Annotated in this window: 11 protein-coding genes; 2 read left to right on the top strand and 9 right to left on the bottom strand. The window is 71.1% G+C overall.

Annotation, left to right across the window (positions count from 1 at the left end; translation table 11 throughout):
* Positions 1–19: 19 nt before the first annotated feature.
* The 3 genes from MKK63_RS01300 to MKK63_RS01290 form a co-directional block, all read right to left on the bottom strand.
* A complete protein-coding gene (locus tag MKK63_RS01300) occupies positions 20–5314 on the bottom strand; it encodes an alpha-2-macroglobulin family protein (protein WP_243997968.1) in 5295 nt (1764 codons plus the stop codon).
* A 120-nt stretch (positions 5315–5434) separates the two neighbouring features.
* Positions 5435–5734 carry an antibiotic biosynthesis monooxygenase family protein gene (locus MKK63_RS01295; protein WP_243997966.1) on the bottom strand — a complete coding sequence of 100 codons (300 nt, stop codon included), beginning with the start codon at positions 5732–5734 and terminating at the stop codon, positions 5435–5437.
* A 16-nt stretch (positions 5735–5750) separates the two neighbouring features.
* Positions 5751–6611: a Kdo hydroxylase family protein gene (locus MKK63_RS01290; RefSeq protein ID WP_243997964.1), complete on the bottom strand. Its 861-nt coding sequence runs from the start codon at positions 6609–6611 to the stop codon at positions 5751–5753.
* A 197-nt stretch (positions 6612–6808) separates the two neighbouring features.
* Between MKK63_RS01290 and MKK63_RS01285 the strand changes: the two genes are divergently transcribed.
* Positions 6809–7258 (top strand): RNA polymerase subunit sigma-70, encoded by a 450-nt coding sequence (locus MKK63_RS01285; RefSeq protein WP_243997963.1) that lies wholly within the window; start codon positions 6809–6811, stop codon positions 7256–7258.
* A 196-nt stretch (positions 7259–7454) separates the two neighbouring features.
* Here the strand turns inward: MKK63_RS01285 and MKK63_RS01280 are convergent, their stop codons facing one another.
* Positions 7455–8456, bottom strand: a complete 1002-nt coding sequence (locus MKK63_RS01280) for a GNAT family N-acetyltransferase (RefSeq protein ID WP_243997961.1) — start codon at positions 8454–8456, stop codon at positions 7455–7457.
* 144 nt (positions 8457–8600) lie between these two features.
* Positions 8601–9083, bottom strand: coding sequence for an Hsp20 family protein (locus MKK63_RS01275; RefSeq protein ID WP_243997959.1), 483 nt, complete (start codon positions 9081–9083; stop codon positions 8601–8603).
* Between the two features lie 184 nt (positions 9084–9267).
* On the opposite strand from MKK63_RS01275, the gene MKK63_RS01270 reads away from it, so the two are divergent.
* Complete coding sequence (locus MKK63_RS01270; RefSeq protein WP_243997957.1) at positions 9268–10299, top strand: alpha/beta fold hydrolase; 1032 nt, start codon at positions 9268–9270, stop codon at positions 10297–10299.
* A 135-nt stretch (positions 10300–10434) separates the two neighbouring features.
* Here the strand turns inward: MKK63_RS01270 and MKK63_RS01265 are convergent, their stop codons facing one another.
* The 4 genes from MKK63_RS01265 to MKK63_RS01250 form a co-directional block, all read right to left on the bottom strand.
* The gene (locus MKK63_RS01265) at positions 10435–10959 is read right to left on the bottom strand and encodes a SixA phosphatase family protein (protein WP_243997955.1); all 525 of its coding nucleotides are present in this window, start codon (positions 10957–10959) and stop codon (positions 10435–10437) included.
* A 75-nt stretch (positions 10960–11034) separates the two neighbouring features.
* On the bottom strand, positions 11035–11886 hold the full coding sequence (locus MKK63_RS01260; RefSeq protein WP_243997953.1) for an AAA family ATPase: 852 nt from the start codon (positions 11884–11886) through the stop codon (positions 11035–11037).
* Between the two features lie 246 nt (positions 11887–12132).
* Positions 12133–12777: a hypothetical protein gene (locus MKK63_RS01255; protein ID WP_243997951.1), complete on the bottom strand. Its 645-nt coding sequence runs from the start codon at positions 12775–12777 to the stop codon at positions 12133–12135.
* Positions 12774–14033 (bottom strand): ATPase, encoded by a 1260-nt coding sequence (locus tag MKK63_RS01250; RefSeq protein WP_243997949.1) that lies wholly within the window; start codon positions 14031–14033, stop codon positions 12774–12776. The genes MKK63_RS01255 and MKK63_RS01250 overlap by 4 nt, the downstream gene beginning before the upstream one ends.
* Position 14034: the final 1 nt, after the last annotated feature.

Genomic DNA, 14034 nt, shown 5'->3' with positions numbered 1-14034 from the left:
CATCCGGACCCGCCGCCTCCTACTTCGCCGCCCCGACCGTGACGCTCCCGGTTGCGGTCCGCCCGAAGCGCGCCGGGCGGTACATGTCCTCCACGGTGGCGCCCGGATGCACGTAGGTTCCCGGCGAGACCGCCCGCACCGTGTAGGCGACGGTGAAGAAGGCCGACTGGCTCGGGTCGCGGTCGTAGGCCGCCACGAACCGGTCGTCGCGGAACTCGGTATGGACCGGCTGCACCTCCGACTTGGCGAAGGCCAGCCCCTGGAGCACGTCGGCGTCCAGCAGCTTCGGGTTGTCGATCTCGAGCCCCGCCGGCAGGGGATCGACCAGCAGGAGGCGCGCGGCCTCCGCCTTGGCCTCGCTCACCTTCAGTACCACCACGAGCCGGTCGTTCTGGCGCAGGCCCGCCGCCGGATCGACCAGGCTGCCGTCGAGGCGATGATAGCTCCGCTCCACCGCGTAGCCCTGCGCGGCCGCCGGTTCCGGCGCCAGGGGATTGCCGTTGACGGTCACGGCCACCTGCACGGGGCCACGGCCGGTATTGACCAGCTGCACGCCCCGCACCGCCAAGCGCGCCTCCCGGTAGACCCGCGCGAGAATCCCGGTCTGCGGTGCGCCGTCGAGGCTGAACGACAGGGCGTCCGCTTCCTTGGACAGGCTCTCGGCGGCGAGCACCATCCAGGCATTCTCCTGCGTGCTCGTCGACCGCTCGGTCTGCTGCTCCTCGCCGAACACAGCGGCGACCGGGCCGAGGGCGCTCTGCGTCAGCCCGCTCTCGGCCGCCAGCGTGATCAGCCCGGCGCCGTCGCGCAGGCGGGAGCCGTAATCGGCCCGGTACTGGCCCTTGTCGCGCTCAGCCCGCAGCGCGGTGAGCGCCGATTCCATCGCCCGGGCGGCCCGGCCGCGGTCGCCCAGCAGCGCCAGGGCGGCGGCGAGCTGCGCCCGCCCGAGCGCGGAGGAGAAGTCGGTGAGCTTGGTGTCGGCGAGGTAGCGCAGGTCGCCCATCACCGGGCGGCCGTTCCGGGCGAGCACGTAGGCCGCGTAGGCGAGATCGGCGCCGCCGTTGCGCACCTCGGAGGCGTTGGCCACCGCGTTGCGCAGGTAGTCGAGCGCCTGGGCGAAGGCCTTCTGCGGCACCGCGAAGCCGCGCTCCCGGGCCCGCGTCAGGAAATCGGTCACGTAGGCGTCGAGCCACAGGTCGCTCGACCCCTGCGCCGACCACAGGCCGAAATCGCCGCTCGAATCCTGGCGGGCGAGCAGCCGCTCGATCGCGTCGCGCACCCGCTCGTCCGCGCCCGCGTCGAGGGCGAGTTTGTCCAGCGTGGCGAGCTTGTTGACGTAGAGCAGCGGCATCGCCCGGCTGACCACCTGCTCGGAGCAGCCATACGGGTAGCGGTCGAGCGCCTGCAGCAGGGCCGCCACGTCGAGGCCCGGCAGCGGCGTGACCGAGAGCGAGACGCTGCCGGTGCCGGGAAGCAGGTCGGCCAGCAGGTCCGGCGTGAGCGTCAGTGCCGCCCCGGGGGCGAGGCTGCGCACGGAGCGGCGCAGCAGGGCGCCGGTCCCGGGCGCGATCCCGAGGACGAAGCTCTGGGTCAGCGCAGTCGGAAGGCCGGGGCCCGACAAGGCGAGGTCGAGCCGCGCCGTGCCCGGCCCCGCCGCGGTCAGCGGGATCGCGAACTGGCCCTTGGCGCCGGCCTCCAGCCGGAACGTCTGGCGCAGCGCAGAGGCGCCGACCACGACCGGCCCGCTCGGGCTCAGATCGACCGTGTAGTCGCCCGCCTGCCCCTCGACGTTGTCGAGGGCCACGAACAGGCGCGAGCGGTCGCCGGTATCGAGGAAGCGCGGCAGCGTGGCGGTGAGCACGACGGGATCGCGGATGATCACGTCGGCCTGGGCTTGGCCCACACGGCCGCCGCTCCAGGCAGTGACCATCACGCGGCCCGTGCCGTTGAAGGCGGGGATCGGGAAGGTGACGCTGGCGGTGCCGTCCGGCCCCACGGTCACGATTCCGGAATAGAGGGCGAGCGGCGCCTGGGTCGGCGGAGAATCGGCGAGTTCGCCGCCGCCCGCATCGCCGCCGGAGCGGATCGCGCCCACGGAGCCCTGCATGCCGTCGATCAGGTAGCCGTAGAGGTCGCGAAATTCCGGCCCGAGCGCCCTCTGGCCGAGGAAATACTGGGTCGGGTCCGGCGCGGCGTAGCGCGTGAGACTCAGGATCCCGACATCGACCAGCGCCACGGTAATCCGCGCCGCCTCGCCGGGTTTCAGGCCGGTGAGCTGGATCGGCAGGGTCAGGTCCTGGCGCGGGCGCGCCCGCTCGGGCGCCTTCACGGCGACGCCGAGGTTGCGCGTCTCGCGGTCCACCGAGAACCATGCCAGACCCAGCGCCCGGCCCGGCAGGCGCTTGGCTGCCTGATCGAGGGGCCGGTAGGCGGTGGCGATCAGATAGGCGCCGGCCCCCCATTCGGCCTTCACCGGAACGCTCACCGTGGTGCCGCCCTCCGGCACGCTGACCTCCAGGGTCTCGTGCACCCGGTCGCTGACCACCATCAGGCTGGCCTGCCCCTTGAACTTCGGGCTGAGCTTGGCCCGGAGCGTGTCGCCGGCCGCGTAGCCGGGTTTGTCGAGGGTCAGGTCGAGGAGATCCGGCGCGTCAGCGGTCTGGGATCCACCCCAGCCGACCTCGAAGCCGAGGCTGGCACTCGCCTCCGGGGCGCCCGGAGCCGAGACATCCAGCCGGTAGCGGCCGAGCCCCACCGGGGCCTCGATCCGGCTGGAACCGCCGGCCCGGAGATCGACCGTACCGCTGGCCACGCGCTTGGTGGTCTTGACCGGCTCGAACGACCAGCGCCCGTCCGCCCGATACCATTGATAGGATTGATCGACCCGCGACAGGGTCCAGCTCACCCCCGGCCGGGCGAGGAGCGCGCCTTCAGGCGTCGCCAGCACCACGTCGAAACCCGCGATTCCGCCGTCGTTCAGCTCCGTGAAACCCTTGCGCAGGGCCAGCACCGGGCCGGCCGGGAGGATCGGCAGCGTCAGGCTGCGCGACAGCGCCCTGCCGCCCGGCTCGCCGACCGCCAGGGTGATCTTGGCCTCCAGCGCCCGCAGCGCCGCCACCTGGGGTACCAGGACCGTCACGACGGCGCTGCCCTGCGCGCCCGTGGTCGCGTGCTCCTGAAGCTCCTGCGTGGCCGACTCCACGGCCTCGTCGTCGAGGCCGATGCTGTAGCCGTCCAGCCCCTTGATGCCGCTCGTGGCCGCCGCCTGCACGGTGACGCTGCCCGAGACGTCGAGATCCGCCCCCGGCGCGCCGTACAGATAGCGCGCGGCGACATCGACCTGCGCGGCCTCGCCCCGGTGGAGCGCCGCCTGCCGGGCCTTGAGGGTGACCTCCAGCCGCTCGGGGACGTAATCCTCCACGAGGAAGCTGGTCTCGCCGATCGGCGGCGCCTTCGGATCGGTATAGGCCGAGACGCGCCACGTGCCGTGCATCGCGCCCGACAGGAGCGGCAAGGGCAGCGCCCGTCCGCCGAGCCCCTGATCGGGCACCGAGACCCGCCGGTACTCGACGCCGTCCGGCCGCTTCACCACGAGGGTCAGCGGCAGGTCCGGCACCGCCGCGCCGACCGCATCGCGCAGCAATGCGGTGAGCTGGACGGTCTCGCCCGAGCGGTAGACCCCGCGCTCCGGGAACAGGTAGGCATCGAGCCCGCCGGTCTCGGGCCGTCCCTTCACGCCGCGGTCGGTGAGATCGAAGGCCCCGAGGTTGAGGTCGAGGAAGCCGTAATCGGTGCCCGCCTGGGCCACCACGAGGCTCGGCGCCAGACCGCCCTCCCCGCGGGCGAGGCCGGGATCGAAGGCGGCGTGGCCCTGTGCATCGGTGGTGCGCGTGCCCAGAACCTCGTTGTTGCGGGCGATCAGCCGGATCTCGGCGCCCGGCATCACCTGCGCGGAGGCGAGCGAGCGCAGGACCACGTGGACCCCGTCCCGCCCCTTCGTGGCGGTCAGCCCCAGGTCCGAGACCACGAACCACTGGGTCGCCTGGGTGTCGTAGCCCTCGTCGTCCGCGGCGTCCGTGCCGGAGGGCCGGGCCAGCATCACGTAGATCCCGGGCTCCAGCTTTCCGACCGCCTGCAGAACCGGGAAGGCGGTGACCGCCTCCTGGTTGAGCTCGGCCTTGGCGGTATCGAGGGTGCCCTTCCAGACGCGCACGCCCTTCTCGGCCGCGATCGACCGGGCGGTGGCGCCGCTGAGCTGGCCCAAAAAGTCCTCGGAGCGCAGGGTCGGCAGCAGGCCGCGGTCGCCGATCCGCAGCACCTCGACATCGAGCTTGGCCGCGTTCACCGAGACCAGGGGCACGCCCGCCTGTCCGGTGCGGGGCAGGACGTAGTTGCGCCCGGTGACGCGCACCTGCGGGGCGCGATCGCGCACGTAGATCTCGTAATCGGCGGATTTGAGCAGGCTCTCGCCGACCGTGGAGGGCAGGCCCTGGCGCAGGACGATCGCGTAGCGCCCGCCGTGCTTGAGCCCGTCGACGCAGATCTGCGTGTCCTCGGCGGTCACGGCGGCCGCGCTCGTGCCCGACACGGCCACGTAGGGCGCGTAATCGGTCTTGGGCACCACGGCGTCCGAGAGGGTGAAGCAGGCCCGCGGGGCGGCCGCGTCGGAATCGACCTTGTAGCCGAGGATGCGGAAGCCGTGCTCGGCCCGCAGCCTGTCGTAGGTCTCCCGCACCGCGCCGTCGTCGGCCAGGGCGAGGCTCGCCGCGTAGGCCTCGAGGGCCGGGCGCCAGGATTCCCGCTCGGCCTCCGCGGCGCCGACCAGGGCCAGGGATGCCGCGGCGTCGAGGGCCGTACCGGAGCGCTCGTAGGCACGGTAGGCGGCTGCGATCGCCCGCTCGCGCAGCCGGGTCCGGCCTTTGTAATCGTTCTCGTCCAGGGTCTCGAACGCCGCGGCGGCCGCGCGGGCATAGGCCTGCCAGTTGCGGATGTCGGCCGGGTCGGCCGCGGCCGCGGCGGCGAGCGGGGTGAGGGCCTGATCCGGCTTGCCGGCGGCGATCAGCGCCTGCCCGGCGGTGCGGGACTGGGCCGCCGGCCGGAGCGCCGTGCCGGCCTCGGCCTTGAGCGCCGCTTCGAGCCGCAGGGCCGTGCTGGCGAGATCGTCTCGAACGAAGGTTTTGGCGAACGGAGCGGGGGCGGTTGTGGCCAGCCGCGGGGCGGCGCGGGGCACGGCCGCATTCTGCGCCAGCGCCGGGCCGCCCGCCACCCATCCGAGCAGCGCCAGGGCACCCGCGAGCCGTCCGAGCCGCGCCATCAGCCTGTTCCCCACCTGCCGCGTTCCCGACGATTCGCGTCGGGATCGGTCGTGCGGGAGCCTAGCACCGGCGGCCCCCGCCGCAACGCTCGGACCGTCACCGGTTGGCAGTGACTCCGCTCAGAATGCCTTCAGCGCCTGCTCGGTGTGCTCGACGGAGACGGGCCCGGCGAAGCAGTGCGAAACCAGGGCGCGGTAATCCTGCCAGGGCTGCGAGCCGGTGAAGTCCTTGGTGTGGGCTTCCAGCGTGTCCCAGTGGATCAGCAGCCGGTAGCGCTGCGGGTGCTCGATCGAGCGCCGCACCTCGAAATGCCGGCAGCCCTTGGCCTCCTTGAAGATCGCCGAAGCCTTCGTGATGCCGGCCTCGAAGTCGGCTTCCATCCCGGGCTTGATCTCGATCTGCGCGATCTCGAGGATCATGGGTGACGTCCCTCTCTCAGGTTCGAAGGGGGCGGCCGAGCTTGGCCGCCAGGATGCGCTGTGGACTTAAACTGGGGTCGGCCTGGGCGGTGACCGGCAGGTAGGCGGTCTGCTCCAGCATGTAGCGGCCGCCCATGGCCCCGTGCATCACGAGGTCCGAGAAGGTCACCCAGGTCGCGCCGGGGCGGAACTCCACGTCGGCCTGGGGGGCCGAGGCCTGATAGGCTTCGTCCTGCTTGAGCGCGTCGTGCAGGTGCAGCATCAGGTGGTCGTATTCGGAGCGCTTGGCCTTGGTGACGCGCAACGTCGCCAGAAGACGCGCCGAGAGCGCCGAATAACCGGGGAGCCGCGGCAGGAATTTCTCCGCCATCGACCCGAAATCCTCGCCGACCCGCCAGCGGCGCGGCTCCCCGGCCGGGTTGATGTTGCGAAACACCCGCAGGATCCGCTTCTCGCCGATCGGGTTCGACGGGAAGGCGTCGACGTGCAGCCGCGTGTCGTCGCGCCGCCAGCTCAGCTTGCGTCGGTCCACGTCGAAGGGGCGATACGAGGTACCGGCGAGGCTCACCCGATCGGCATAGTCGGGCAGATAGGTGCCGATCAGGTCCCGGGCGAAGGCGCGGTAGCGGATCAGGAGCTGGCGCAGGGCCTCCTGCTCCTCCGGGGTGCCGGCCGCCCCGCGCAAATGCGCCGCCTCGCCGCGGATGTTGACGTTCTTGGCCGTGCCGTCCGCGAAGGGGCGCTCCGTGAAGCGGCGCTCGAACTCCGTGAACGGGAACGGCAGGTCGGGAAACAGCAGCACCGCCCCGGCCTCCAACTCGCGAGCCAGGGAGCCGGGCGTCTCGCCGGGGGCGATTGTGCGGATCGGACTGATCATCGTGCCGGGCTGGCCCTGCCGTCTCGGATGCCGGCCCCCTGTAACCGAGCGCCCGCGGCGAGGCCAGAGCCTGCATTTCCGGTGGATGACCGCACGGCATCCGGTAGGCCGGCCCGGCGCGGCTTGCGCAACCCGGTCGTTCCCGGCACGTTCTCCACAACATGACCGGCCCAAGTGCCCGGCGGAGGATGGCGCCGATGGCGACCCTGAAGGAATTCGAGGAAGCCCTGCGCGAGCATGGCATGAACATGGCGCTGGCGCTGCTGGAGCGCCTGCGCGAGCGCGACCGCGCGACCCGGACGGTCAAGCCCGCCCGGCGGCTCACGGGCCAGAAGATGACCCCGGAACTCGCCCGGGCGATCCTGGACCTGCACGCCAGCACCGGCATGACCCAGCAGGAGATCGCCTTCAAGGTCGGGGTGAATCAGGGCCGGGTGAACGAGGTGATCAAGCGCGGCAAGTGGCTGTCCGACGATCCGAGCGCCCCCGAGGCGGTGGCCCGCGACAAGGCGGTGGCGCGGATGCGCGGCGATCCGAAGCCGAGGAAGCCGCCCGTGGCACGAGCTGCCGCCAGCCGTCCGAAGGAGCGCAAGGCGGCGCCGCCGAAGGCGCGCAACCAGGGGCAGCTGGCGCTGGGGGATTTGTAAGGGTCCGCTGCGGGACCTGTCCCGTCTTTGCGAGCGGAGCGAAGCAATCCAGCCGCGCCACGCTCACCGATGTCGCGCTGCCCTGGGTGGCTTCGCGCCGCTCGCAAAGACGCAGAGGCATCGTGCAGGTGGCGGCCCTTCCCGAAGCGAAGGTCTCCGAGCGGTGGAGACCCTCCCGGATCCCCGATCCGCGCCCTCACCCCGCCGGGGCGAAATGCCCCCGGTAGCGGGCGCCGATCGTCTCCACCGGCAGCGTCACGAACACGTCGGTCGTGCCGAACTGGCGGTCGATCACCGCGCCGTCGCCGAAGGTCGCGCCGAGGCGCAGGTAGCCCTTGATCAGCGGCGGCAGGCTCTGCAGGGCGGCCTTCGGATCCACCGCCTCCTTCGGCAGCCGGTCCATCGCCACCGCGCGCTCCGGCAGCGGGCGGACCCGCCAGCCTTCCGGGGCGCGGGCATGGTGGTGCAGGAAGGCGAGCGGCAGGGCCAGCCGGTCCGGATCGGTGCCCTCCAGGCTGGCGCAGCCGATCAGCGCGTCGATCCGGTGGTGCAGGACGTAGGCGTAGATCCCCTGCCACAGCAGTTCGACGGTGCGCTTGCCCCGGTAGGGCTTGAGCACGCAGGAACGGCCCAATTCCAGGATCCGCCGGTGCCCCTGGGCGGCGAGCAGCGGCGCGAGGTCGTACTCGCTCTCGGAATAGAAGCCCGCATGGCGCTCGGCCACCTCGCTGCGCAGCAGGCGGTAGGTCCCGACCACCTTCGGCCGGGGCTTGGCGAAGGGCTTCTTCCGCTTCGGCGGGGTGTGGTCGAGGACGAGGAGATGGTCGCAGAGCGCGTCGTAGCCGTCGGCGTCCCGACGCGACAGGGTGGCGAGCCCGGAGGGCACCGCCGACATCTCCTCGTAGAACACCTTGAAGCGCAGGCGCTGCGCCCGGCGGATCTCGGACTTCTTCGTCGCCAGCCGCACTTCCAGATTGCCGATCCGGCCGAGGCTGCGCCCCTCGAACGGCTCGGGCAGCCGGATCGCCTGCTCGGCCGAGAGCACGTCGGCGATGCCGGTCGGGCCGCCCGCAGGGGCCCGGAGATGCGCGTGGCGGCGGCGCAGCTTCGCGATCGGCGCGCCGACGCCCCATTGCACGCCCTTGTGCCACCCGGCACCGAGCGCGCTGTAGGCTCCGCGGGCGAGATTGGCGACCATGATCCGGTTTGCTCCCGGTGCGCGTCGTGCGCCGCTCCTCTGGAAGCAGAGCACGGCGTGGATACGCCATTATGACAGCCGCCATACGAAAGCGCCCCGGCGGGGGACCGGGGCGCTCTTACAAAGCCGCGCGTTCGGGCGCGGTCAGGCGGCTTGCTGGACCGCGTCCGGCCGGACGTCACCCTCGATCACCGGGGCGCTGGCGCGGCCCGCCGTGGCGATCTGGATGCGACGCGGCTTCTTCGCCTCCGGAACCTCGCGGACGAGGTCGATGTGGAGAAGGCCGTTCTCCAGCGCCGCACCCGTCACCTGGACGTGGTCGGCGAGTTGGAAGCGGCGCTCGAAGGTGCGGGCCGCGATGCCCTGGTGCAGGAATTCCGACTTGGTCTCGGACTTGCGCTCGCCCTTCAGCGTGAGCGCGTTCTCCCGCACCTCGATCGACAGGTCGGCCTCGGTGAAGCCGGCGACCGCGACGGTGATGCGGTAGGCGTTCTCGCCGGTCCGCTCGATGTTGTAGGGCGGGTAGGTGGGCGCAGCCTCGGCGCTGGCGAACTGGTCGAGCGCGGAAAACAGCCGGTCGAAGCCGACGGTCGAACGGTAGAGGGGCGCGAGATCGAACTGACGCATGACATATCCTCGTGTGAGCAACATGCAATTCCGGTCCGCCCCGAGGGGCCGGACCCGTCTTCCGTGCCGCCGAATGGCCGGCACAGACGAGATATCGGAGGGGGAAAATCGCGGTTCAAGACCCCGGGACGTAGGGAAAATCGAGATTTTTTCGCTACGCTCCGGCGGTGCATGAGGAGGGGCGATGAAGCGGTTCGAGCGAAAGGCCGGAGGTGAGCCGCTGCTCACCCTGCGCGACACGCCCGACAATCCGGTCCCGCCTGGCGGCACCCTGATCGCGGTGGGCACGCGCGACGATTGCACCCTGCGGGCGGCCTACTGGCCATCCGGCACGCGCACCTGCCGGGGCACGGTCTGCCTGCTCCAGGGGCGGGCCGAGTTCATCGAGAAGTATTACGAGACGATCCGCGATCTGCGCACCCGCGGCTTCGCGGTGGTCGCCTTCGACTGGCGCGGACAGGGCGAGTCGGACCGGCGGGTGGACGACCCCCACAAGGGCCACGTCGCCCGGTTCGACGATTACCGGCTCGACCTGCGGGCCGTTGCCGAAACCGTGCTGATGCCGCTGATGCCGGAGCCCCATGTCGGGCTGGCCCACTCGATGGGCGGATGCGTCGCGCTGCTCGGGGCGCTCGACGGCTGGCTGCCGTTCCGGCGTCTCGTGACGGTGGCGCCGATGCTGTCGATCCGGATGATCCGCTGGCCGGCCGGGGCATCCCTGCTGTCCCAGGGCCTGCACCGGCTCGGGCTCGGGAGCCGCTACATCCCGTTCGGCAAGCCGGTCTCGATCGCCACCAACCCCTATCCCGGCAACCGCCTGACGCGGGATCCCGTCCGCTACGCCCGCAACGCCGCGGCGGCCCGGCAGGTCGGTGCCGGCGCGGTCGGCGATCCGACGATCGCGTGGCTCGCCGAGTCGTTCCGGGCGATGGCGCGCCTGCGCGATCCGCGCGCCGCGCCGCGCATCACCCTGCCGACCCTGATCGTCGCCGCAGGCGCCGACCCGGTCTGCGGAACCCCCGACACCGAGCGCTTCGCCGCGCGGCTCAAGGCCGGCCACATCCTGGTCCTGCCGGATTCGCGGCACGAGATCCTGTCCGAGCGCGACGCGATCCGGCAGGATTTCTGGGCGGCCTTCGAGGCGTTCGTGCCGGGCTCGCCCCTGCCCTCCCACGCGGAGGTCGCCACGCACGCCAATGCGGTGCCGGTGGCCTGACGGGTCAGGGTTTCAAAAGGGCAAGCCCTTTTGCGGGTGCAGGGCGGAGCCCTGATGGGCTCGGGCGAAGCCCGACATCGGGGTTTCACCCCGATACCCCACCAAAGGGCTGAGCCCTTTGGGATCCCAGACGCTTCAGCCGCCGAGATCCGGGTCGATGTCGCGGGGGCGGACGAACCGGTCCAGACGCCCCTGGCCGGAGGCGATCTCGGCCCAGTGATCCGTATCGAAATCGATCACCACGTAGGCGGCGGTGGGAAATTCGAGCGCCAAGCGGTTGCGCACGGCGCGCGGGCCCTCCCCGGCGAGGTCCGAAGCCAGATCGCCCAGGCCCGGATTGTGGCCCACGACGATCACCGTGGCGGCGCTGTCGGGCGCCGACTGGATCACCGTCAGAATTTGATGCGCGGTGGCCTCGTAGATCTCGCGCTGCCAGCGGATCTCGGGATCGCCGAGCGTGGCCGCCATCGCCTCCCAGGTCTCCCGGGTGCGCTGGGCCGTCGAGACCAGGGCAAGGTCCGGCCGCACACCCTCCTCGGCGAGACGGGTCCCCACGGCCGGCGCGGCCCGCCGACCCCGGTCGTTGAGCGGTCGGCCGTGATCGGCGACGCCCGCCGGGCGGTCCGACTTGGCGTGCCGCAACAGGATCAGCCTGCGCATGACGTCAGCCCCTGCAAGAATTTCGGACCGGCTTCGCGGTCTCGTGATGCCGGTTAGCCGAAAGCGTGGCGCGCGTCAGCCGCCGCGCTGGTCGCGCCGCATCATGAAGGCGAGCTTCTCGAACAGGCTGACATCCTGCTCGTTCTTCAGGAGCGCCCCGTGGAGCGGCGGGATCAGCTTGCGGCCGTCCTGCTCGCGCAGGGTCTCGGGGGCGATGTCCTCGGAGACGAGGAGCTTCAGCCAGTCGAGCAGCTCGGAGGTCGAAGGCTTCTTCTTGAGGCCCGGCACCTCGCGCATCGCCAGGAAGGTCCGCAGGGCCTCCTCGACGAGGCGGTGCTTGATGCCCGGATAATGCACGTCGACGATCCGCTGCAGCGTCTCGGCGTCGGGGAACGTGATGTAGTGGAAGAAACAGCGGCGCAGGAACGCGTCCGGCAATTCCTTCTCGTTGTTCGACGTGATGATCACGATCGGCCGCCGCACGGCTTTGACGGTCTCGCCGGTCTCGTAGACGTGGAACTCCATCCGATCGAGTTCGGTGAGCAAGTCGTTGGGGAACTCGATATCGGCCTTGTCGATCTCGTCGATCAGCAGGACCGGGCGCTCGGGCGCCGTGAACGCCTCCCAGAGCTTGCCGCGCCGGATGTAGTTGGCGATGTCCGAGACCTTTGGGTCGCCGAGCTGGGAGTCCCGCAGCCGCGAGACCGCATCGTACTCGTAGAGCCCCTGCTGCGCCTTGGTGGTGGACTTGATGTTCCAGACGATCAGCTGCGCGTTCAACCCCTTGGCGATCTCTTCGGCCAGCACGGTCTTGCCGGTGCCGGGCTCGCCCTTCACGAGGAGCGGCCGTTCGAGCACCACTGCGGCGTTGACCGCTGCCGTGAGGTCGGGGGTCGCGACGTAGGACTCGGTGCCGGAAAAGCGCATCGCGGTCTCGGTGAAGTGGGTTTAGGAGAACGGGTAACGCGGGGTGCGGGCCGGCCGCAAGCGCCACCCCTTTCCCGGGCGCGTGGAGCGCCAGCGGAACGCGACCCGGAATCCAGCGCAGGACGTCGCGCAGCGTCCCTCCGGATCGAACGGAGCCGCTGGCGTGGGGCTTTTCGTGCTGGATCCCGGATCACCCTCCGCTGCGTTCCAGGCGTCCGGGAAAGGGGTGCGGTTGACTGGCCCGCCTCAGCCCTTCTCGTGCCAGACGCAGTTCCGGGCCAGGATCTCCAGGTTCACGTCCGACTTCTGCGGCTGCGGCAGGGTCTTGCCGTCCATGGCGAGGTCGATCTTGATCTCGACCTGACCCTTCGCCTCGGCCGTGCGGCGGGAGAAGTAGCAGTATTGCTGGTAGGGCTGGTCGGCGTTGTCCTTGAAGTTCCAGCCGGTCACGATCTGCCCGTCGAGATAGGGGACCTGCTTGAACACCGTGAAGGTCGTGTTCACCGCAGCCTTCGAGGCCGGGGCGGCGTCACTGCCGAGCTGCGCCCGGGTGGGGGTCGGCGTGCCGGTGGCGGCCTTGGGCAGACCTTCGAGCTTGAGCGTGTTGTCGGTGAGCGTGACCTCGCCCTTCGTCTTGAGCGTCACGTCCGAGAGCGCGGCCTGCATGGCGGAGGCGATCTTCTCCGCCGCCGTGTCGAACTGGTTGAGCGTGGCCCAGCCATAGGCCGCCGCGCCGACGCCGATGCCCGCGAGGCACAGGAAGGCGCCGAAGCCCAAGGCCCGGAACAGGAAGGCCCGGGCCGCGACGTAGCTCGAATCCGCCCGCAGGCGGGAGTTCACCTGCTGGGCGAGGGCGACGTTCTCGGGGGTTCCGCCGGCGACGTAGTTCATGCGCCCGCTCCCGCGGCTGGCAGGGTCTGGCCCGGACCGTTCTGTCCGGGCAGGGCCTGCTGGCCCGGAACCGGCCGGTTCATCGGGATGACCGCCCCGGAGGCATTGGCCGCCCGGGGCAGGATCGGCTCAGGGTTCGAGCGCAGGGCGTCGGCGATCGCGTCCAGCATGTAGGGGGCGGCCTCCGGGTTCACGGCGGCGCCGAGGTCGTCCTCGTCCATGAAGGTCCGGCGGGTCGAGACCGCGCAGAGCGCCAGGATCGTCGACGCGAAGGCGGCGCAGACGGCCGGCACGAACACGAAGATCCGCAGGAAGGCGTGGACCTGGCTCTCGGTCACGTCGATCGGATCGACGCCGTACACCATGGCGGTGAAGGAGTGCAGCTGCGAGCGGTTGACCGCGTTGCGGTAGCCCTGCTCGGCATCGGCCACCCGCCGGTCGGCGGCACCCGGATCGAGCTCCGTCCGTGCCTTGCGGGCGTCCTCGAGGTTCTTGACCAGGGCGGCGCGGTCGGCCGACGCCTTGGTGACCCCAGCCGACAGGGCGGCGACCCGCGGGTCGGCGAGGCATTTCAGGTTCTGGTACTTCCGGCCCTTGCTGTTGGTGCCGAAGACCCGCTCGCAGCGCTGGGCCGGCAGGCCGGCGAGTTGCTGGGCGTTGTCGGCGGCGCGCTTCTCGATCTGGTCGAGTTCGGCCGTGTACTGGGCGACGCGCTCGTCCGCCGCCTTGATCCGGTCGCCGATCGTGGCGCGGTCGGCCTGGGCGTCCTTGAGCGCGGTCTTGGCCTTGGCGGCCTCCATCAGCCGGGGATGGAACATCATCTCGCCGAGCTGGGACACCGACTTGGTGGTCACGCCGGCTGCGAAGATGATGCCGAGCACCGCCAGCCCGCGCACGAAATGCGAGCGCTGTGTGCGGGCCAGGATGCCCAGCGGCACCCGGCACAGCTCCACGGCGGCGTAGACCATGGGGGCCAGCAGCATGAAGTAGAAGGCGTGCCAGTCGCCGTCGCTGTAGACGCCCGCGAACAGCCACGCGCCCCAGAGCGAGGCGCCGATCACCATGAACTCGACGAGGTACGCGATCGCCACGTAGCCCCATTTGACGCGGTAGCCCCGATCGACGTGACGCTGATGGCGCCAGCGGTCCGATTCGAGCCTCCATTCGCGCTCCTCGCGCTTGCGGTCGCGGTTGGGGGGCGCTTTGGGACCGGCAAAGATCGATTTGATGGAGATCATCGGCCTCAACACATCCATC

The organism is Methylobacterium sp. J-088 (assembly GCF_022829295.1).
Taxonomy (GTDB): Bacteria; Pseudomonadota; Alphaproteobacteria; order Rhizobiales; family Beijerinckiaceae; genus Methylobacterium.
The sequence above is the reverse complement of the archived record's forward strand: the minus strand, read 5'-3'. Positions and strand labels throughout refer to the sequence as shown.